We start from the raw sequence: 21,470 nt of genomic DNA on the forward strand, positions 1-21,470 counted from the left end.
TGAAGCATAGCATTCTCTTTTATTTTTACTATAAGTAAATAATTTAGTTATATTAAATAAATAATTTACCGAAACTGATACTAAGCGTATACTCAGATATGTAAACGATTACAGATTATAACAATTTAGGAGGAAGCATTATGACAAACGGTCATAAAAATTCAGGGAAACAAATAATTTCCTATGCATCATTCTGTCTGGGTAACTTAGGACACGCAGCTTTTTATGGTGTAATGAGTACATACTTTATTATTTTTATTACTAGCGGAATGTTCAGTGGGCTAGAGCAATCAGTAGCTGATAAATTGATTGGTTTAATCACTGGCTTAATGGTAGTGATTAGAATTGTCGAGTTGGTTATTGACCCAATCTTGGGCAACATAGTTGATAATACCAAAACAAGATGGGGAAAGTTTAAGCCATGGATTTTCTTGGGTACTGTAGTTAGTGCAGTATTATTATTAATTTTATTTACTGGAATCTTTGGCTTAGCGCAAAGCAATTGGATTTTTTTCGCTATCTTATTCGTAATTATCTACATCGGTTTTGATATCTTCTATTCATTATCCGATGTTTCATATTGGGGTATGGTTCCGGCTTTAAGTGAAGATTCACATGAGCGTGGTATTTATACTTCATTGGGTGCCTTTTCAGGTGCTATTGGTTGGAACGGTTTAGCAATTATCGTTGTTCCTTTAGTAACTGGGGTAACTTATGCAGTTACTGGTAAACATGAAGAAGGCGCACCAGGTTGGCTTGCCTTTGCGGCCGTAATTTCAGCTTTAGCAATTGTTTGTGCCATTATTGTTTGCTTAGGTACTAAAGAAAAGCACAATTTAATTAGAAATTCAGCCAAGCAGAAAACTACTTTGCCTCAAGTCTTCAGTGCTATTTTCCATAACGATCAAATTCTTTGGCCGAGTTTAGCCTACTTAGTCTTTTCACTTGCTAACACTATTACTAACGGGGTTTTGTTCTACCTGTACAAGTTTGTCATTGGTAAACCAGGCGAATTCTGGGTTGTAGGGCTTGCTGCAACGATTGTAGGGTTCTGTGTCAGTCCATTATTCCCAGTTTTAAATAAGTACATTCCAAGAAAATGGTTGTTTGTTGCAGGTCAAACTTGCATGATCTGTGCTTATCTTTTATTCATTTTCTGCCGTGATAATGTTGTGTTAATGGACTTAGGGTTGGTTTTATTCAACATCAACTTTGCTCAATTAGTAACTGTTTTGACCTTAACTGATGCGATTGAATATGGTCAGCTTAAGAGTGGTCAAAGAAACGAGGCCGTCGTTTTGGCAGTTCGTCCAATGATCGATAAATTCACTGGTGCTGTTTCTAATGCTTTGGTTGGATATGTAGCTATTGCAGCTGGTATGACAGGTGCCGCAACTGCTGCCGACATGACAGCACATGATATCAGCACTTTTAATACAATGGCCTTATATATTCCTTTAATCTTAGCTGTGATTTCAATCATCGTGTTCTTAAGCAAAGTAACTTTGACCGAAAAGAAACACGCCAAAGTTGTTGAAGAATTGAAGACTAAGCTTGCTGAAGGTGAAATCGAAAAAGACGATTCAACTAAAGCAAAAACTAGACAGCAAAAGATTTACGCACCAGCCGATGGTGAATTGATGCAAATGTCCTCCGTCGTCGACGAAGATGGTAAGCCATTCCCAGGAAAGGGATTCGCAATCAAACCAAGTGCCGGCAAGATCTATGCACCATTCGATGGTAAGATTAGATTTACCTTTGGTACAAAACACGCCTTTGAGATTGTCTCAGATAATGGCTTGCAAGTAGTCGTCCACGTTGGTCTTGGAACAGTAAACTTGCGTGGTGAAGGCTTTGAAACGTATTATGATGATGGACAAGAAGTCAAGAAGGGTAACTTATTACTAGAATTTGATCGTGATTTGGCTCTTAAGAATGGCTACAAGGATACGATCGTTACCTTCTACACTCAACCAGGTAGAATTAAAAAAGCTAGTTCAATTAAAGCAGGTTCTACTGTAAAACATGGTGATGAAGTAGTAGAAGTCCAGTTTAAGTAGAGGCTTAAAAATGACAAAAACATTATCACGTTTTCTTTATGGTGGAGACTACAATCCCGATCAATGGACAGAAGAAACATGGCCTGAAGACATTAAGGTCTTTAAAAAGGTAGATTTAAATTCAGCTACAATTAATATTTTCTCTTGGGCAGTTCTTGAACCTAGAGAAGGAGTCTATGACTTTTCTAAATTAGACAAGATCGTTCAAGAATTATCTGATGCAAACTTTGATATTGTGATGGGTACGGCAACAGCCGCAATGCCAGCCTGGATGTTTAAAAAGTATCCGGATATCGCAAGAGTTGATTACCAAGGCAGACGTCACGTCTTTGGTCAGCGGCACAATTTCTGTCCGAACAGCAAGAATTATCAAAGACTGGATAGTGAGTTAGTTGAAAAATTGGCCCAGCACTACGCTGACAATCCGCATATCGTAGTTTGGCACGTGAACAATGAATACGGTGGCAACTGCTACTGTGGAAATTGTCAAAACGCCTTCCGTGACTGGTTGAGAAACAAATACAAGACCTTGGGTGCGCTCAACAAGGCTTGGAACATGAATGTTTGGAGTCACACGATTTATGACTGGGATGAAATTGTTGTTCCAAACGAGTTGGGGGATGCATGGGGTCCAGAAAGTAGCGAAACCATTGTTGCTGGCCTTTCAATCGACTACTTGCGCTTTCAATCCGAAAGTTTGCAAAACCTCTTCAAGATGGAAAAGGCAGTCATCAAGAAGTACGATCCTGAAACGCCTGTAACTACTAACTTCCACAGTTTGCCAAACAAGATGATTGACTATCAAAAGTGGGCCAAGGATCAAGATATTATTTCCTATGATAGTTATCCAACTTACGACGCACCTGCTTATAAGCCAGCATTCTTGTATGACTTAATGAGAAGCCTTAAGCATCAACCATTTATGTTAATGGAATCTGCACCTTCACAAGTTAACTGGCAATCTTACAGTCCACTAAAGCGTCCAGGTCAAATGGCCGCAACCGAATTGCAAGCTGTTGCTCACGGTGCTGACACTGTTCAGTTCTTCCAATTAAAGCAAGCAGTGGGTGGTTCCGAAAAATTCCACAGTGCAATTATTGCTCATTCACAAAGAACTGATACACGAGTCTTTCATGAATTAACTGACTTAGGGCAAAAGTTAAAGCAGGCGGGATCGACCATTCTCGGCTCAGAGACTAAGGCTAAAGTTGCTATTATTTTTGACTGGAGCAATTTCTGGTCTTATGAATATGTCGATGGCATTAGCCAAGACCTGCATTATGTTGACTCAATTCTTGATTATTATCGCCAGTTTTATGAACGAAATATTCCAACTGATGTAATTAGCGTTGATGATGACTTTAGTAACTATGACTTGGTTGTTGCACCAGTGCTTTACATGGTTAAAGCAGGTTTAGCTGAAAAGATCAACAGCTATGTTGAAAAGGGCGGCCACTTCGTTACTACCTACATGTCAGGTATGGTTGATTCAACTGACAATGTTTACCTTGGCGGCTATCCTGGTCCATTGAAAGATGTCACCGGCATCTGGGTTGAAGAAAGCGACGCAATGGTTCCAGGTCAAAAAGTTAGAGTTAAGATGGATGACAAGGAATACGAAACCAGCTTAATGTGTGATTTGATTCATCCAAATAAGGCCAAAGTTTTGGCAAGCTACGCTGATGAGTTTTACGCTGGCACTGCTGCGATTACTGAAAATGATTATGGCAAAGGCAAGGCTTGGTACGTGGGAACCAAGTTAGGTCACCAAGGTTTGACACAATTATTCAACCACATTGTGCTTGAAACTGGAGTTGAATCATTAGTTTGCGACAGCCATAAGCTTGAAGTAACTAAGCGTGTCACAGCAGATGGCAAGAAACTTTACTTCGTGCTTAACATGAGCAATGAAGAAAGAGAATTGCCAAATAAATTTGCGGATTATGAAGACATCTTAACTGGTGAAAAAGCTAAGAGTTCAATGAAAGGATGGGATGTCCAAGTCTTAACCAAGTAACAAATCCTATTTCTTTCCCTCGAATTTAGATCAATAAATAAGGAAGCTAGGCGAAATGTCTAACTTCCTTTTTGTGTTGCTTATATATTTTTTATAAATAGTTCTAAGATCATTAAAACAATAGTGAAAATGACGCCTGCTTTAAATACTAGTACAAATAGTGGGTAATCTAGTAGCCAGTACGATAGTATAAATACCCTCTAAATATAAGAAAAAAACATCAGCTGATTTAGGATCTGCGGAATTACTTAAGATTGATCAAGATTACGGTTCTTTAGAAGTAGGAAAATATGCAGATTTCTTAGTGCTGAAAGATAATCCGTTAAAAGACGTATCTGCAGTTGAACAAGCTGATAAACAAGTTTACCAACATGGTGAAAGAAAATTTTAATAAGCAAAATGGTCTTAGTGTGAGCTAAGGCTATTTTTTCGCAGACAAACGTCTGGCTTTTTTAGTTCACTTAATTAAATATTTTATTTATTATAGTAAACTATTTACTAAAAGAAGCGAAAGAGATATACTAGTAGCTGAAAACGATTACAGTACAAATTTGAGGTAAATAAAAATGAATAAAGAAGAATTACTTACAGAATACGAAAAAACTTTTGGTGAAAAGGGTCAAGACGTCTTTTTCTCACCTGGCAGAATCAACGTAATTGGTGAACACACCGACTACAACGGTGGACACGTCTTTCCGGCCGCAATCAGTTTAGGTGTTTATGGAGTCTATGGTCCAAGAGAAGACAAGAAAGTACGTCTTTTCTCAGGCAACGTTGATGGCGAGATCGTTGAATTTGATATTGATGATACAACTGCTGAAAAAGATGAAGACCGTTTCTGGGCTAACTATTTCAAGGGTATGATCACTTATTTACGTGAGAAATATAATGGCATTGATCATGGCTTTAACTTATATATCGAAGCTAATTTGCCATCAGGTTCAGGTCTTTCATCTAGTGCAGCCATTGAAATGTTAATGGGAATCATCTTGAAAGATGAATTTAACTTAGACGTTGATCGCGTTAGCCTAGCCAAGATGGGTCAAAGAACTGAAAATGAATTTGTCGGTTTAAATTCAGGAATTATGGATCAATTTGCCTGCATTATGGGTAAAAAAGATAGTGCAATTTTCTTAGACTGCAACACCTTAAAGTATGAATACATGCCACTTGCATTAGGCGATTACGAAATTATTATCATGGCAACTAACAAACCACATACTTTAGCTGATTCTGCTTATAATGATAGGGTTGCTGAATGTGGTCGTGCTCTTAAAAAGTTGCAACAAAAGCTTGATATTAAGGCATTAGGTGAACTTGATAACGATACTTTTGATGAATATTCTTACCTCATCAATGATGAAACAGAAATTAAACGTGCGCGTCATGCAGTTAGTGAAAATCAAAGAACCTTACGTGCAACTCAAGCAATGAAAGACGGCGATCTTGAAAAACTTGGTCGTTTAATTAATGCCTCTCACGAATCTCTTCACTATGATTATGAAGTAACTGGTAAAGAGCTCGATACTTTGGCAGAAGCTTCATGGAAACAACCTGGAGTGCTCGGTGCCAGAATGATCGGCGGTGGCTTTGGCGGTAGTGCAATTGCTATTGTTAAGAAGTCAAAGGCTGAGAACTTTAAGAAGAATGTTGGTAAGATTTACCGCGATACAATCGGTTATGATGCTAGCTTCTATGATGCAGAAATCGTTGATGGTACTAAGAGAATTTAATTAGTGTGAGAAGGGAAAGTTATGAAGGTTATTGAAAAATTTGCGGATGAAGTTATTAATAGCGGTGCTTACGAGCCATTAGATCGAGTATATGTTATTAACAAAATTAGAGGATTAGTTGGTGATCATGATGAAGAAGAAAACGATCAACCAGCAGCTAAGCAATTAGTTGACCTGGCCGTTAAGAATGAAAAAATTCCTGACGACATCACTTCACGTGAAGTCCTGAATGATCAATTATATGATTTAGCAACGCCAACACCATCTAAGACTAATAGTATTTTCTGGCAAAAAATGCAAAAGTCTTCAGAAAAGGCTACAGATTGGTTTTATAAATTATGTGAAGACAATAATTATGTTAAAAAAGAGGCTATTGCCAAAAATGTTGTCTTCTCCGGCACTAGCTCAAAAGGTCATGGCTTAGAAATTACGATTAATTTATCTAAACCTGAAAAAGATCCTAAGGCTATTGCTGCAGCGGCACATGCAACAGGCAAGAAGTATCCTCAATGTGCACTTTGCCTTGAAAATGAAGGTTATTTAGGTGGCTATGGTAAAAATGCCCGTTCTAATTTAAGAATCATTCGTATGAATATCGCAGGTCGTCCATGGGGCTTCCAATATTCACCATATGCTTACTTTAATGAACACTGTATTTTCTTAGATCAAAAGCATATTCCAATGGTAATTAATGAACAAACATTAATTAACTTGGTTGAAATTGAAAAGATCTTCCCACACTATTTCGTTGGTTCTAACGCTGACTTGCCAATTGTTGGTGGTTCAATGTTAGCACATGAGCACTACCAAGGTGGTCGTCATACCTTCCCAATGATGAAGGCAGGCATCAAGAAGACCATTGTCTTTGATTCATACCCAACTGTAATGGCTGGGATCGTTGACTGGCCAATGAGCGACTTGCGTTTAACTAGTGAAAATTCACTTGACTTAATTGACCTTGGTGCAAAGATTATCAAATTCTGGGATAACTATTCAGACACTGCACGCAGCATTAAAGCTTACGATGGTAAGACTCGTCACCACACGGTAACGCCAATCATGCACCGTGAAGGCAAGAACTTCGTGCTCGATCTAGTTTTGCGTGATAACAATACTAGTGATCAATATCCTTTGGGCATTTTCCACCCACACGAAAAGTTATGGCACATTAAGAAGGAAAACATCGGCTTAATTGAAGTAATGGGTCGTGCTATTTTGCCAGGACGTCTTAAGAGTGAACTTGAAGAAGTAAAGAAATACTGGCTGGGTGAAGATAACAATATGGCTGCTAGTCATAAAGAATGGGCTGATCAAGTTAAGGCTGAAAACGAAATTAGCTGGGACAATGTTGATCAAGTAATGCAGCAATCACTTGTCGAAGTATTTGAACAAGTTCTTCAAGATGCTGGCGTGTTTAAGAATGATGCAGACGGTGATGAAGGCTGGGATAAATTTATTACAGCTTTAACCAAAAAGATTAAGTAAAGTAATTGAAGCGAGATCTTGAGGGTCTCGCTTTTTGTTACCGGTAACGCATATGTTATTGATAAGAAATACTTTATAATATTAATGAAAGCGAATACAAAAAAGAAAAGGCGAGAACATGAGAACAAGTTTTAATAAATATGGTCGAAAAGATGGCAAAGATCTTTGTGAAATTAGTTTAAAAAATGACAACGGCATGGTTGTTAAGGTACTTAACTATGGTGCAACGCTAGAAAAAGTTTTGCTTAACGACAAGAATATGATTTTGTCATTAAATTCACCAGCTGATTATTCTCAAGAAAGAAATTATTTAGGTGGTACAGTTGGCCGAATTGCCGGTAGAGTCAGAAAAGGTCAATGGAGACATGGTCTTGAAATTCATCAATTGCCAATCAACGAAGGTGAGAATCATATTCATGGCGGAATTGGTACAGATACTGAAGTATGGGATTTTGAACCTTCTTGTGATGAAAACAGTGCACGAGTAGATTTAACGTTATTTGATCCAGATGGTCATAATGATTATCCAGGCAATTTAAAGATTCATGTCAAATATGAATTGGACAATGATGATACTTTGCATTATTCAATTAATGCGGTGAGTGACCAATTAACTATTTTTAATCCGGTAAATCATGTTTACTTTACCTTGGGTGAAAAAGATAATATCAAAGATCTTAAGCTAAAAATGAATGCTGATTATTATTTGCCAGTTGATCACTCTGGAATGCCTAATCGCGGAATGGAAGAAGTTGCTGGCACTGCTTTTGATTTTAGAAAGACTAAGCGTGTAGGGGATGCTTTGGAAGCTGACGATCCTCAAATCAAAGACAGAGGAGGCATGGATCATCCATTTATTTTAAATGGCAATCGGCCTGGCGCTGTTTTAAGTTCTGCAGATCATAAGGTGACTGTAAATACTGATGCACCATCATTGATTATTTATACTGGAAATGGTTTTGATCATACTGGAAAGTATACTTCTGACTTTGGCCAATATGCGGGGATCACTTTTGAAGCACAATTTCCGCCGGCTGAAGGCAGCGATTTAGGTCGTATTACTTTGTTACCAGGTGAAGAATTTAAGCGCAATGTAAGTTGGAAGTTTGAGTAAAAATATAGGATTGGAAATTGTGGTTTCCAATCATTTTTTGCTTGTCTCAATGTTTAATACAAGTAAGAATTTTCTTAAGATAGTACAATTTAGCTATAGTTTATGAAACGAGGTAACTATATGCGTTTAGGAAAAGTGATTATTATATCTGCACTCTTGGGAGTCAGTACTCCGTTTTTAGTAAAGCAGACTCCAGTTGCTCAAGCAGCACAAGAAACGCAAAATAATACGTTTACTCTGGAAATTGCTTCTTATGCTTATCGCAAAGATGGTAAACAGGTTCATCTAGATGAGTTGCGGGATGCAAATGGAGAGAAAGTGGCTTTAAAACAAAATGGCCAGGTCACTTTGATTCCGAAGGGAACGGTTCTTAAATATTATGGTAAGCCTGTCCCGTTGAAAACATATATTGGTACTTCGTCTCAGACTAGTAACGGCGATATTAAGATGTATTACAGCATTGGTAATGGTTATTATATTAATGCTAAAAATGTTGGCTTGCCAAATGGTCCAGCCAATTTGACTATCGATCATAATTCATATGTGTACAATTATAAAGGCCAACGTAAAAAGGCAAAAACAATAAAAAAGAATACTACTCTAGAAGTACCTGGTAAATTTGAAGAAATTAATTCTCCTAAAAAGTTTTATTCTGAGTACTTGTCTTCCTCCGGTATTAAATTTGTTTCTTGGCAAAAGCGGCATCGTTTTTGGTTAAAGTATAAGACAATTCATGGTAAACAATACTACCGCATTGGCAAGAATCGCTATATCAAGGCAAATAATGTGCGCTATCTTGATGGTAAGCCGATTTACGTCGATGAGAAAGAGACTACCGTTGTTTTGAAGAGCAGTCAGCAAATCGTCAATAGAAATTCTAATCGTGAAAGTGGACGTTACTATAAAAAAGGTAAGAAACTAGTAGTTGATAAGTATATTTCAACTTTCCGCGGCTATCCTGATGACTTCTGGTTCAAAACAGGAGTTGGAGATTCAGTTTTCTACCATGTTAAAGGAACCAAGGATGATTGGTTTTGGGGACGTGTCTCCGAAGTTGATGTCAAACGTCATATTGAACCGGTTAATGTTTTTAATCAAAAGAATACAACTATTCAGGCAAAGCCGGGAATTACCAAGGCTGCGATTTACAATAGTCATGGTGAACAAGAGTATGACGACAAGTTCTTAAAAGCTACTAATTACAATCAAGCTGGATATTATCCAATAATTGTTAAAGAACTAAAATATATTTACGTTCCAAGTAGCAAGAAAGTAGAGTTGTTCTATCGGATAAAGAATAATGACTACATGCAATTCTTTGTTAATAAAGAGAGGAAAGGCATTGGATCGGACCCTAGAATTAACGACTTCTATTTGAAAGTTGAAGACTTTGAATATGTTGCTGGTCCAAAATTAACGCCAGTTAACACGCCTGCTGAAGCTGAGAAAGATAAATAATGGAGAATCAATAAGTAAAAAAGATTGGAAACCAAATGATTTCCAATCTTTTTATTTCGTCAAACTTTGGCGATAGATTTTTGGACTGAAGCCAGAATACTTCTTGAATGCCTTTGAAAAGGTAAATTCATCATTATAACCAATAATTCTTGAAATCTCCTGAATCGTATTATCAGTATTAGCTAGATATTCTTTAGCTTGTTCCATCCGTAAATTGATCAAAAATTGTTGTGGAGAAAGCCCTAGATTGTTTTTAAAAAGAGTATAAAGATAACTGCGAGAAAGATCCACCTTGTTGCAAAGATCAATGATTGACAGAGATGAATCTTCGAAGTTTTGTCTTAAATAAGTAATAGCAGCACGCAATTGCTCGTCCTTAGTGGCTGAATTCTTTCTTCTCTTGGTAGGATATTCAATATTCAAATTGTAAAAAGTGTAATAAAGCAAAGCTTCGATCAGTATGTCATTAGTAAGAGAGCTAGGTGAATGTGCGGCCTCAAATAAATTCTGCAGGCTCTGACAAAATTTGCTGTCCTGAACCTGCCTTAAATAATTTTGCGTAGATAAAATTGAGTCTGAAAGCATCGCTCTAATTTTAATACCGGATAATCCTAACCAAAAATAACTCCAAGGCTCTTTACTATCTGCTTGATAAAAGCAGGGTACGCCTTTAGGAAGAATAAACACATCCCCAGCTTGCAAGGTAACCATGGAGTGATTTGCCGAAGCAAAAGTTCCTTTACCTCGTTGAATGTAGTGAATAACATAGTTGTCACGCACATTATTACCTTTAAAAGTGTAATTAGGTGCACAATTTTCTTGTCCCCAGAATAAAATATTGCTTTCTAAGCTTTTATTGCTTAATGCTCTGTATGATCCATCCATAAAAATTCCTCAATTTTACTATTTATACATGTCTTTATGTCTTTAGATTTGCTATATAATACAATGATATCACTGATTGGTGAATTAAACATGTTTTTATGTTCATTAAAAATAATGACATAAATCGTGATGACAGTGCTATGGTTAAAAATTCTTCTCTGACAGATAATAATAACTATAATGAAAGCGAATACATGAACGCTATAGAGGGGGAAAGATCTGATGAAAAAAGATCAAGGAAAAATGTCAATAGGCGCACGACTAGCTTATAGTTTTGGTGCCTTTGGTAATGATTCATTCTATGGATTGTTATCAGGATATTTAATTATGTTTATTACGTCACACTTGTTTAATACTGGTAATGCGGCAGAAGATGCCAAAATGATCAGTATCGTGACATTGATTATCATGGGTTTAAGAATTGTAGAATTATTCATTGACCCATTTATCGGTAATGCGATTGACCGTACTAAAACTCGTTGGGGTCACTTCCGTCCATGGGTTGTAGTTGGTGGTTCAATCTCTGCAGTCATTCTTTTAATGTTATTTACTAACCTAGGTGGTTTGTATCAAAAGAATGCTATCTTATACATGATTGTCTTTGGTGTTTTGTATATCACCATGGATATCTTCTATTCATTTAAGGATGTCGGCTTTTGGTCAATGCTTCCATCATTAACTACTGATTCACGTGAACGTGAAAAGACAGCTACTTATGCTCGTGTTGGTTCAACTGTCGGTGGTGGTTTAGTTGGTATCCTAGTTATGCCAGCTGTAATCTTCTTCTCAGCCAAAGCTACTTCAACTGGTGATGACAGAGGTTGGTTTATTTTTGCAGCAATCATTTGTGGTATCGCATTTGTTTCTGCTTGGTGTGTTGGTTTATTCACTCGTGAAGTAAACAGTGATATTCGTAAGAATAAAAAAGATACTAAAGGTATCGTTGGTATCTTTAAAGCATTATCTGGTAACGACCAATTAATGTGGGTAGCTTTAGCTTACTTATTCTACGGTATTGGTATTAACATTACCAACTCTCTTGAAGTCTACTACTTCACTTACATTATGGGTATGCCAAAGGCATTCTCAATCTTTTCAACCATTAACATTTTATTAGGTATTATTGCAACATCATTGTTCCCGATCTTGTCTAAGAGAATGAGTCGTAAAGCACTTTTCACAAGTTGCTTAGTTGTAATGCTTTGTGCAATGGGAATCTTTGCTTTTGCAGGTAGCAATCTTCCATTAGTTTTACTTGCTGCATCATTATTCGGTTTCCCACAACAAATGGTCTTCTTGATCGTTTTAATGATTATTACCGACTCTGTTGAATATGGTCAATTAAAACTTGGTCACCGTGACGAATCACTTGCTTTGTCAGTTCGTCCATTGATCGATAAATTCGGTGGTGCCGTTTCTAACGGTGTTGTTGGTCAAATTGCCATCATGGCAGGTATGACTACAGGTGCAACAGCCGCATCAATTACCGCTGCTGGTAAGATGAACTTTAAGTTGATGATGTTTGCTGTACCAGCCGTAATGCTTGTTATTGCGATTATTATCTTTGCTACTAAGGTCATCTTAAGTGAACAAAAGCACGCAGAAATTGTTGCTGAACTTGAAAAAACTTGGGGTAAGAAGTATGCTGGCGATCAAGATGCTGCTAAGTCAGCTACTGGTCAAATTGAATTAGCTACTCCAATTGCTGGTAAGTTAATGAATTTATCAGAAGTTAACGATCAAACATTCTCAAGTGGCTCTGTTGGCCAAGGCTTTGCAATTAAGCCAGAAGATGGTCGAGTATTAGCACCATTTGACGCAACTGTTCGTCAGGTCTTTACTACTAGACACGCAGTTGGTCTTGTTGGTGATAATGGATTAGTATTATTAATTCACATTGGTCTTGGCACCGTTAAATTAAAGGGTACTGGCTTTGTCTCATATGTTGAAGAAGGTCAAAAAGTTAAGAAGGGCCAAGAATTAATCGAATTCTGGGATCCAACTATTAAGAAGGCTGGACTTGATGATACTGTAATTGTAGTAGTTACTAACTCAAATGAATTTGAAAATATTAAATTAACAGCTAAGGCAGGTACTGAGGTCAAGGCAGAAGATGAAGTCATGACTTTGGCAGCTAAAGAAAAAGTTGAAGCTAAATAGGAGAAAAATTATGGCAGAAGAATTAATTACTTTCGACGAAAAGAATAAAGTCTTTCATCTTCATAATGAGCAAATTTCATATCTTCTTTCAGTAGAAGATGGCGATACGCTTTGTCATTTATACTTCGGTAAAAAAGTAAATAATTATCATAATGAATTGCGTTACCCAAGAGTCGATCGTGGTTTTTCCGGTAACTTACCTGGCTCATTAGATAGAACTTTTTCTCGCGATTCTTTACCTAAGGAATATAGTACAGCAGGCGAAATGGATTATCATACGCCAGCTGCGGTTGTCCGCCAAAAAGATGGTTCTAATGCTTTGTTTTTAACTTACAAGGATTACCAAATTGTGGATGGTAAGCCGGACTTGAAAGGATTGCCTCATTCATGGGTAAAGGATAATAATGAAGCTCAAACTTTGATCATTACTCTTGAGGATCAAAAGACTAAGCTTGATTTTGACTTATTGTACACCATCTACCGTGATCGTCCTGTAATTGTAAGATCAGTAAAGGTTAAAAATTCAGGCGATGAAACAGTCAATATTGAAAAAGTTGCTTCAATGCAGCTTGATTTTGTCGATCGCAACTTTGATTCAATTACTTTACCGGGTGCTCACGCCCATGAAAGAAGAGTGGATCGCGAACACATTAACCAAGGTATTCACGTCTTTTCTAGTCACCGCGGTACTTCCAGTCACCAAATGAATCCATTCTTGGCTTTAGTTGATCCAGATACCAATGAATTTAATGGGGATGCTTATGGTTTTGCCTTTGTTTACTCTGGTAATCATAAGTTTGAAGTTGAAAAAGATCAATTTGCTCAGACTCATGTTAATGTTGGTATTAATGATTTCAACTTTAACTGGCAACTACCTGCTGGGGATGAATTCCAAACTCCAGAAGTCTTGATGGTTTACTCAGATCAAGGTTTAAACAAGATGAGTCAAGCATTCCATAGCTTGATTCATGATCGAATTATTCGTAGTAAATACAAGAATGAAGTACGTCCAATCTTAGTTAATAACTGGGAAGCAACCTACTTTGATTTTAATGAAGATAAGTTAAAGACTATTGTAGATGATGCTAAGAAGCTTGGCATTGAGATGTTCGTTTTAGATGATGGCTGGTTTGGTCATCGTGATGACGATAATACTTCATTAGGTGATTGGAAAGTTTATAAAAAGAAGTTTCCAAATGGTTTAGGACATTTTGCAGATTATGTTCACGATCAAGGGATGAAATTTGGTCTATGGTTTGAACCTGAAATGATTTCATATGATTCTGATCTTTACAAAGAACATCCAGATTATTTGATGCATGTTCCTGGCAGAAAACCAAGTCCATCCAGAAATCAATACTTGCTTGACTTGGGACGCAAGGAAGTACGCGACAATATTTATAACCAAATGGAAAAGATCTTGGGATCAGGCAAGATTGACTATATTAAGTGGGACATGAATCGTCACTTATCAGATATCTATGAAGCTGATTTACCAGCTAATCGTCAAGGTGAAGTTTACCACCGTTATGTATTAGGTCTTTATGATTTACTTGAAAGAATAGTTGATGCTCATCCAGATCTGTTAATTGAAGGCTGCTCAGGCGGTGGCGGTAGATTTGATGTCGGTATGGCTTACTATGACCCACAAATCTGGGCTAGTGATGATAGCGATGCAATTGATCGTTTAACCATTCAATATGGTACAAGTTTGGTTTACCCGCAATCAATGATGACTTCTCACGTTTCAGTTAGTCCTAATGAACAAAATGGCAGAATTACTCCATTTAATACCCGTGGCGTTGTTGCCATGTGGGGTGATCTTGGTTATGAACTTGATTTAACTAAGATGAATGAGGAAGATCGTGAAGCTGTCGCAAAGCAGGTGGCAGAATACAAGAAGATTAGAAAAGTTACTCAATTTGGTAAGTTCTACCGCTTGAAATCCGCTCAAACCAGCAATCAATGTGCTTGGGAAACTGTTTCAGATGATCAAAATGAGGCGGTTTTGAGCGTAGTCAAAGTAATGGCTTCAGCTCAGCCATATTTAACTAAGACTAAATTAGTTGGCCTTGATCCAAATAAACAATATGAAGATCAAAGAACGCACCAAGTTTATGGCGGCGACGAATTGATGAATATGGGTATCTATGATCCAGTTGAACATGGTGACTTTAAGGCTTATATGTACTACTTCAAAGCAATAAAATAGGAGTAAATTATGGCAATTACAAATAAGGTCATGCTAATTACTTATCCAGATAGCTTGGGTAAAAATTTAACAGAATTAAACGAAGTTTTAGAAAATGACTTAAAAGGTGCAGTTGGTGGCATTCACTTGTTGCCATTCTTTCCCTCAACTGGTGACCGCGGTTTTGCGCCAACTGATTACACTACAGTAGATCCTAAGTTTGGTGATTGGGCTCAGGTTGAAGCATTAGGTGAAAAATATTACTTGATGTTTGACTTCATGATTAACCATATTTCTAGACAATCTAAATATTATCAGGATTTTCAAGAGCACAAAGACAAAAGTCCTTATGCTGATATGTTCTTAAGTTGGGATAAGTTTTGGCCTAAAGATCGTCCAACGCAAGCAGATATTGATTTGATCTATAAGCGTAAAGATCGCGCACCATATCAAGAAATTACTTTTGCTGATGGTAGCAAGGAAAAGCTTTGGAATACCTTTGGTCCTGAACAGATTGATTTGGATGTGCAGAAAAAGGTAACGCAAAAATTCATTAAAGATACTTTAACTAACTTGATCAAGCATGGAGCAGACATTATCCGGCTAGATGCCTTTGCTTATGCGGTTAAGAAATTAGATACCAACGATTTCTTTGTGGAACCAGAAATCTGGGACTTATTGAAGCAAGTTCAAGACGATATTGCAGACGAGGGTGCAACCATTTTACCGGAAATTCATGAGCATTATTCAATGCCATTTAAGATTGCCAAGCATGGTTACTTTATTTATGATTTTGCTTTGCCAATGGTAACTCTTTACTCACTTTATTCTGGTAATTCTAATCGTTTAGCAGCCTGGCTCAAAAAGTGTCCAATGAAACAATTTACTACTTTGGATACCCATGACGGCATTGGTGTAGTTGATGCGCGTGATATCCTTTCTCCTGAGGAGATCGACTATACCAGTCAAGAGCTATATAAAGTTGGTGCCAACGTTAAGAAGAAGTATTCTAGTGCTGAATATCATAACTTAGACATTTATCAAATCAATACTACGTTTTATTCAGCTCTTGGTGATGATGATCAAAAGTACTTCATGGCACGACTCTTGCAAGTCTTTGCACCAGGCATTCCACAAGTTTATTATGTAGGGATGCTAGCTGGCAAGAATGATATTAAATTGCTGGAAGAAACTAAAGAAGGTAGAAATATCAACCGTCATTATTACAGCAAAGCAGAGATTGAAAAAGAAATTCAACGTCCGGTTGTTGCATCATTACTCAAGCTCTTCACTTTTAGAAATACAGAAGCTGCATTTGACTTGAATGGCTCAATTGATATTTCTACTCCTAATGAAAATGAAATTCGAATCGTCCGTATGAATAAAGAACAAACTAGAAAAGCTGAACTAGTTGCAAACTTGAAAGATTTAACTTATCAAGTGCTAGTGAATGGTGAACAGATAAAATTCTAAACCCTTTCTCTTACTCTCTCTCAATTTAAAAAGCATATGTCGATAATTATTCGATGTATGCTTTTTCATTTGTAATCTTAATTCCTTAGTAATTGTTCCTTCAAAGAAAAGTCAAATTTCATTGTTATGATGAATATAGGAAGAAGGAATAAATGTTGAATATTTACGGAGAATATACCCCTGCTTTAGATAAATTGCTTAAACAAATGACGGAGCAATTTACTACTTTAAATCAAAATTATGAAAAAAAGTATCACGAAAGACTTTATGAACACTTGCGTGGTCGAGTTAAAAGCGAAAAGAGCATGGAAGATAAATGCCAACGGAAGGGATTACCACTTACGCCCAATTCTGCCTTAAGGGAAAATCGAGATAGCGTTGGTTTACGTATCGTCTGCAATTTTGTCGATGATATCTACACTTGCATTGCAGCTATTAAAAAATGGGACAACGTTAGTGTAGTGAAAGAAAAAGATTATATTACTAATGCTAAACCTAATGGTTATCGTTCCTATCATATGATTTTAGATGTAATGGTTCCCGAGCAAGATGTCGATGGTAATATTCCAGGACATTATTTTGTCGAAGTACAATTAAGAACAATTGCCATGGATACTTGGGCAAGCTTAGAGCATGAAATGAAGTATAAACATCAAATCAAGAATCCAGAAATGATTGGTAAAGAACTGAAAAGAGTTGCTGATGAATTGGCATCTTGTGACATTAGTATGCAAACCATCAGACAATTGATTAGAGAAGGGGATTGATTATTTAATGAAGATTTTAGTCGCAGAAGATGAACCACAACTACTCAGAGTATTAACTGTTGCCATGCAAAAGGCAGGTTATGAAGTTGATCCTGTCGATAATGGCTTAAAAGCCGTTGAACACACTAAGGAAAATTCATATGATGTCATTATCTTGGACATTATGATGCCGGTAATGGATGGAATTACCGCTTTAAAAAAATTAGAAAAAGTGGTGATAAGTCATATATTTTAATGCTTACCGCAAAGTCGGAAATTGATGATCGAGTAACTGGCCTTGATAGTGGGGCAGACGATTATATAACTAAACCATTCTCATTAAAAGAATTGCTGGCTAGACTGCATTCAAAGGAAAGAAGGGAGGATGACTTTACTCCTAATGAAGTGAGCGTTGGTGATGTTACTCTGAATGTGTCTGAACAAGAATTAGTGAGTCATAATTCCATTCGGTTAAATGGACAAGAAACGCAGTTGATGGATTACTTTATTTTGAATGAAGGAAAAGAATTATCGACTGAAGAATTACTTAGCCATGTATGGCGCAATGACGAAGATGCAAACAGCGACATAGTTTGGATATATGTCTCCTATTTAAGACAAAAATTGCAATCAATTCAAAGTTCTGTGAAGATTAACGGAATAAAAGATGGTAATTATAGCTTAGTTAAGTAGGTGATAAGATGATTCAAAAATTTCGCTGGAAATTTATTGGTGCTTCTGTCGCTGCTTTATTGATAGTTTTGTTAATTACACTAGGTAGTTTGGTAGGAATTACTCGTATTCAAAATCAAAATGAAGTTAATCGAGTTTTGACCGCTTTAGTAAAAAATGAGGGTCATCTTTCACCGCATAATGCGCAGCCGGCTTTTGGCAATCAGGATGACTTAATTAATCGGAATTTTTTAGCGGGAAAATATAATCCTGAAGCTGTTTATCAATATCGCTATTTTGCAGTAATGATTGATGAAAGTCATCGCGTACATGTGATCAACGATAATAATGTTTACAAGGTTAATAATTCTAAGATTCAGAATATTACCAGAGCAGCTTTAGAAAATGGAGACAAAAGCGGTGTAGTCGCCCTAGGGCAAAATCAATATGCCTTCAGAGTTGCTAAAAATTCTACTGGTGAAACGATGATTGTCTTTTTAAATGAGACCCTAATTTTTAATCGTTTTTGGTTATTATTCAGGGTAGCTTTAGTTTTAGGATTAGGAGCTTTGATTGTCTTCGCTTTAGTTTTGATTTTAGTTTCAGGTAAAGCAATCAAGCCTACTGTTGATGCTTATCATAAGCAGCAGGAGTTTATTACTAATGCTGGTCATGAATTAAAAACACCATTAGCAGTTATTTCAGCGAATACAGAAATGGAAGAGATGCTTGGCAATAATTCTGAATGGAATGAAAGCAATAAAGAGCAAGTAGCAAAATTAACCAAATTAATTAATCGTTTGATTTCGTTAGCTCGTACCGGCGAGATGGGTGAACTTACCTTAAGTAAAATTGATTTTTCAAAAATTGTTGAAGAAACGACTAAAGATTTTAAATCAGTCATGAAGAAGAATGACTTAGTTTATCAAGTATCGGTGCGTGAAGGGCTGAATGTTTTAGCTGAAAAACATACTTTAGCTGAGATAGTTAACATCCTATTGGACAATGCCCAGAAATATTGTGATCCTCATGGCAAGATTCAGGTAAAATTGACTAAAGGTGGTACCTTAAGTAAATATGCAGTTTTGCGGCTAGAAAATACTTATCGTGAAGGTAAAGGCAAAGACTATAGTCATTTCTTTGATCGCTTTTATCGTGATGATAAGTCACATAATTCTAAGAAAGGTGGCTTTGGCATTGGTCTAGCCATGGCACAGGAATTAGTGGAAGCTTTTCATGGTAAAATTTCGGCCCACCACAAAGGTGAAGACATTGTTTTTACTGTTAGTTTAAAAATTGCTAAATGATCATTCTGTGATAGTTGTATAATTAGAGCAGAATTGGGGGATCATTTTGGCGAAGAGAAAATCAATTTATACCAAAGATGTTGTCCTGGTTATGGCAGCATCTTTCTTTTTTATGTTTAGTACAATGTTTGTTAATCCTTTGATTAATGGATATGCCAAAGAATTAGGCGCTAGCAGTGCTTTTGCTGGAATCATTGTCGGGATTATGAGTTTAGCAGCAATGTTTTTGCGACCGGTAGCTGGCAATTTAACCGATAAATTTTCTAAATACCGCTTATCGTTTATTGGCGGCACTTTAATTTTTGTAGGGGTAATGGGTTACGTTTTGACTCCGTCAAGTGGTTGGCTTTTGCTCTTTAGGTTAATTAACGGCACCGGTTATGTCCTGTGCACAGTTTGTATGACTACCTGGCTTGCTTTTTTAGTGCCGCGCCAACATGTTGGTGAAGCAATGGGCTTTTATGGTTTAATGAATGCTTTGGCAATGGCGTTAGCTCCAGCAGTTTCGATTAATATTTATCAAAAAATAGGTTATCGAACAAGTTTGGTGGCATCAGCTGTTTCAGCTTTACTTATGATTGTGGCCATTCAGTTTGTGGGCGATCATGCTTTGCCTAAAAAGCGAGTTCGAACGCAGAAGAAGAGTTTCAAAATTATCCAGTTTAATGTTTTACCGGTAGCAATTTTGACAACTTTATTTGCTATCCCGTATTTTGTAACACAGGCAGATATTGTAACTTATGTAGAACAAAAACATCTGACTGTTGCAGTTGGGTCATATTTCTTGATCTATGCGGTTGTTTTGTTGATTATTAGAGTAGGACTAAAAAGGTATTTTGATACAGTACGTTTTGGCGTCTGGTTTTGGTTAAGTTTAGTTTCAACGGCTGCTTACATTATCTTGCTCACAGTAATGAATAATGATTGGCAAATGGCTTTAGCGGCAGCTTTAATGGCGTCAGGCTATGGGATCATTTATTCAGTTTTGCAATCAACTGCGCTGTTGTTAGCACCGATTGAAGAACAAGGCTTAGCTAGTGCTACTTTTTATTTAGGATTAGATATTGCTATGGCCTTTGGCCCGATGATCAGTGGTGTAATTGATTCTGCTTTACCGATAGAATGGTTCTATCCAGTAGAATTAGTCTTAGTTCCATTGATTTTAGTAGTTTATTTCATTTGGCGTAAGCGTTTGAATGGCGCAATTGACCATCATTAGAGGGAAAAATATGAGCGAATATGTAGTTAAATCTAAGTTAGAAGATAAAGAATGGCAAATTGCCAACCAAGTACGTGATCATGTTTTTGTTTGTGATGATATTAAACATGATGCAGGTCCCAACCCAGTTGAGTATCTATGTGGTAGTGTTAATTCATGTATTGTGATGTCGGCAGGGATGATTACTAAAGCACATCAACTTGATGTTAAAAATTTTAGGGTAGAAAATCAGGCACAAACGGAGAATCTGGGCCATGGTAAATCAGTAGTAACTGAGATGAAGATCAAGGTCTTCTTTGATTCGACAATGACTAGAGCAGAGAAGGAAGAATTTTTAGCTCACACTTTGCATGTTTCAACTGTTTATCAAACTATTAAAGCAGCTGTCAAAATTTATGTGGAATTAGGAGAATAAGCGATGAGCGAGCCATATTACAAACAAGAATACCAAGGTGAAAGAAAGTTAGACGGTGAGGCCCCAGTTTTTAGTTTTGGTCAAATTATGAAAGAAACTTTTCTGCGACCATTTACCTGGAATGCAAGAACTACCAGAAGAAGTTTCTGGATTGGCATCATTGTAAGCGAGATTTTAATCTGGATCGGGGGCATTATTACTTTTTGTGCTACACTTATGCCAGTTTCACATTATGAAAATGATTCTGTTGATATGATTAATGGTTTTGCTTTCAATAGTAACCATATTTCAGCGATAGTAATTATTGGCATGATCATTTGGGGCTTGATCTATCTTTATTTGAAATTATGTCAATTAGGCCTAGCTGTAAGAAGATTGCATGATATCAATTATACAGGTTGGTGGATTTTGTTAATGCTGATACCGTTAGGTTGGATTTTTGTTCTGTATTTTGCAATTCAGCCAAGTAAGCAAGAACCAGTGAAATGGGGGACGTATCTTTACCTTTACGAATAATAAAAAATGTTATAATTGA

At 36.8% G+C, this 21,470-nt stretch carries 15 protein-coding genes and 2 pseudogenes; 16 read left to right on the plus strand and 1 reads right to left on the minus strand.

Going from position 1 to position 21,470, the window contains the following annotated elements; translation table 11 throughout:
* Positions 1-140 precede the first annotated feature (140 nt).
* The 7 genes and pseudogenes from CP363_RS02815 (at position 141) to CP363_RS02845 (ending at position 9,867) form a co-directional block, all read left to right on the plus strand.
* Positions 141-2,060, plus strand: a complete 1,920-nt coding sequence (locus CP363_RS02815) for a PTS sugar transporter subunit IIA (RefSeq protein WP_023488662.1) — start codon at positions 141-143, stop codon at positions 2,058-2,060.
* Positions 2,061-2,070: 10 nt separating this feature from the next.
* Positions 2,071-4,077 carry a beta-galactosidase gene (locus tag CP363_RS02820; RefSeq protein ID WP_098035812.1) on the plus strand — a complete coding sequence of 669 codons (2,007 nt, stop codon included), beginning with the start codon at positions 2,071-2,073 and terminating at the stop codon, positions 4,075-4,077.
* A 223-nt stretch (positions 4,078-4,300) separates the two neighbouring features.
* Positions 4,301-4,468, plus strand: a pseudogene (locus CP363_RS02825) (amidohydrolase family protein); the annotation flags it as partial.
* Positions 4,469-4,643: 175 nt separating this feature from the next.
* Positions 4,644-5,810: a galactokinase gene (locus CP363_RS02830; RefSeq protein ID WP_098035813.1), complete on the plus strand. Its 1,167-nt coding sequence runs from the start codon at positions 4,644-4,646 to the stop codon at positions 5,808-5,810.
* 21 nt (positions 5,811-5,831) lie between these two features.
* Entirely contained in the window at positions 5,832-7,295 is a 1,464-nt protein-coding gene (locus tag CP363_RS02835) for a UDP-glucose--hexose-1-phosphate uridylyltransferase (protein WP_098035814.1), read from the plus strand.
* 118 nt (positions 7,296-7,413) lie between these two features.
* Positions 7,414-8,409, plus strand: coding sequence for an aldose epimerase family protein (locus CP363_RS02840; RefSeq protein WP_098035815.1), 996 nt, complete (start codon positions 7,414-7,416; stop codon positions 8,407-8,409).
* Positions 8,410-8,529: 120 nt separating this feature from the next.
* On the plus strand, positions 8,530-9,867 hold the full coding sequence (locus CP363_RS02845; protein WP_158227356.1) for an SLAP domain-containing protein: 1,338 nt from the start codon (positions 8,530-8,532) through the stop codon (positions 9,865-9,867).
* A 51-nt stretch (positions 9,868-9,918) separates the two neighbouring features.
* On the opposite strand, the gene CP363_RS02850 is transcribed toward CP363_RS02845, so the two are convergent.
* Entirely contained in the window at positions 9,919-10,752 is an 834-nt protein-coding gene (locus CP363_RS02850) for an AraC family transcriptional regulator (protein ID WP_098035817.1), read from the minus strand.
* 222 nt (positions 10,753-10,974) lie between these two features.
* Here CP363_RS02850 and CP363_RS02855 point away from each other — a divergent pair, with 222 nt between their 5' ends.
* The 9 genes and pseudogenes from CP363_RS02855 (at position 10,975) to CP363_RS02895 (ending at position 21,451) form a co-directional block, all read left to right on the plus strand.
* Entirely contained in the window at positions 10,975-12,912 is a 1,938-nt protein-coding gene (locus tag CP363_RS02855; protein WP_035434136.1) for a PTS sugar transporter subunit IIA, read from the plus strand.
* A 10-nt stretch (positions 12,913-12,922) separates the two neighbouring features.
* Positions 12,923-15,124 (plus strand): alpha-galactosidase, encoded by a 2,202-nt coding sequence (locus CP363_RS02860; RefSeq protein WP_025005369.1) that lies wholly within the window; start codon positions 12,923-12,925, stop codon positions 15,122-15,124.
* Between the two features lie 9 nt (positions 15,125-15,133).
* Positions 15,134-16,576 (plus strand): sucrose phosphorylase, encoded by a 1,443-nt coding sequence (gene gtfA / locus CP363_RS02865; RefSeq protein ID WP_025005370.1) that lies wholly within the window; start codon positions 15,134-15,136, stop codon positions 16,574-16,576.
* A 155-nt stretch (positions 16,577-16,731) separates the two neighbouring features.
* Entirely contained in the window at positions 16,732-17,343 is a 612-nt protein-coding gene (locus tag CP363_RS02870; protein ID WP_025005371.1) for a GTP pyrophosphokinase family protein, read from the plus strand.
* 7 nt (positions 17,344-17,350) lie between these two features.
* Positions 17,351-18,015, plus strand: a pseudogene (locus tag CP363_RS02875) (response regulator transcription factor).
* 8 nt (positions 18,016-18,023) lie between these two features.
* Complete coding sequence (locus CP363_RS02880) at positions 18,024-19,301, plus strand: cell wall metabolism sensor histidine kinase WalK (RefSeq protein ID WP_098035818.1); 1,278 nt, start codon at positions 18,024-18,026, stop codon at positions 19,299-19,301.
* A gap of 46 nt (positions 19,302-19,347) precedes the next feature.
* On the plus strand, positions 19,348-20,520 hold the full coding sequence (locus CP363_RS02885; protein ID WP_061204827.1) for an MFS transporter: 1,173 nt from the start codon (positions 19,348-19,350) through the stop codon (positions 20,518-20,520).
* Positions 20,521-20,530: 10 nt separating this feature from the next.
* Positions 20,531-20,935 (plus strand): OsmC family protein, encoded by a 405-nt coding sequence (locus CP363_RS02890; RefSeq protein WP_089145410.1) that lies wholly within the window; start codon positions 20,531-20,533, stop codon positions 20,933-20,935.
* 3 nt (positions 20,936-20,938) lie between these two features.
* On the plus strand, positions 20,939-21,451 hold the full coding sequence (locus tag CP363_RS02895) for a DUF805 domain-containing protein (protein WP_013086579.1): 513 nt from the start codon (positions 20,939-20,941) through the stop codon (positions 21,449-21,451).
* The last annotated feature ends 19 nt before the right edge of the window (positions 21,452-21,470 follow it).

This window comes from Lactobacillus sp. UMNPBX12, from assembly GCF_002553955.1.
Taxonomy (GTDB): domain Bacteria; phylum Bacillota; class Bacilli; order Lactobacillales; family Lactobacillaceae; genus Lactobacillus; species Lactobacillus crispatus.

Coding starts and splice junctions, on each gene's coding strand:
- CP363_RS02815 (WP_023488662.1), top strand. CDS start 141: ATGACAAACGGTCATAAAAATTCAGGGAAACAAATAATTTCCTATGCA.
- CP363_RS02820 (WP_098035812.1), top strand. CDS start 2,071: ATGACAAAAACATTATCACGTTTTCTTTATGGTGGAGACTACAATCCC.
- CP363_RS02830 (WP_098035813.1), top strand. CDS start 4,644: ATGAATAAAGAAGAATTACTTACAGAATACGAAAAAACTTTTGGTGAA.
- CP363_RS02835 (WP_098035814.1), top strand. CDS start 5,832: ATGAAGGTTATTGAAAAATTTGCGGATGAAGTTATTAATAGCGGTGCT.
- CP363_RS02840 (WP_098035815.1), top strand. CDS start 7,414: ATGAGAACAAGTTTTAATAAATATGGTCGAAAAGATGGCAAAGATCTT.
- CP363_RS02845 (WP_158227356.1), top strand. CDS start 8,530: ATGCGTTTAGGAAAAGTGATTATTATATCTGCACTCTTGGGAGTCAGT.
- CP363_RS02850 (WP_098035817.1), bottom strand. CDS start 10,752: ATGGATGGATCATACAGAGCATTAAGCAATAAAAGCTTAGAAAGCAAT.
- CP363_RS02855 (WP_035434136.1), top strand. CDS start 10,975: ATGAAAAAAGATCAAGGAAAAATGTCAATAGGCGCACGACTAGCTTAT.
- CP363_RS02860 (WP_025005369.1), top strand. CDS start 12,923: ATGGCAGAAGAATTAATTACTTTCGACGAAAAGAATAAAGTCTTTCAT.
- gtfA (WP_025005370.1), top strand. CDS start 15,134: ATGGCAATTACAAATAAGGTCATGCTAATTACTTATCCAGATAGCTTG.
- CP363_RS02880 (WP_098035818.1), top strand. CDS start 18,024: ATGATTCAAAAATTTCGCTGGAAATTTATTGGTGCTTCTGTCGCTGCT.
- CP363_RS02890 (WP_089145410.1), top strand. CDS start 20,531: ATGAGCGAATATGTAGTTAAATCTAAGTTAGAAGATAAAGAATGGCAA.
- CP363_RS02895 (WP_013086579.1), top strand. CDS start 20,939: ATGAGCGAGCCATATTACAAACAAGAATACCAAGGTGAAAGAAAGTTA.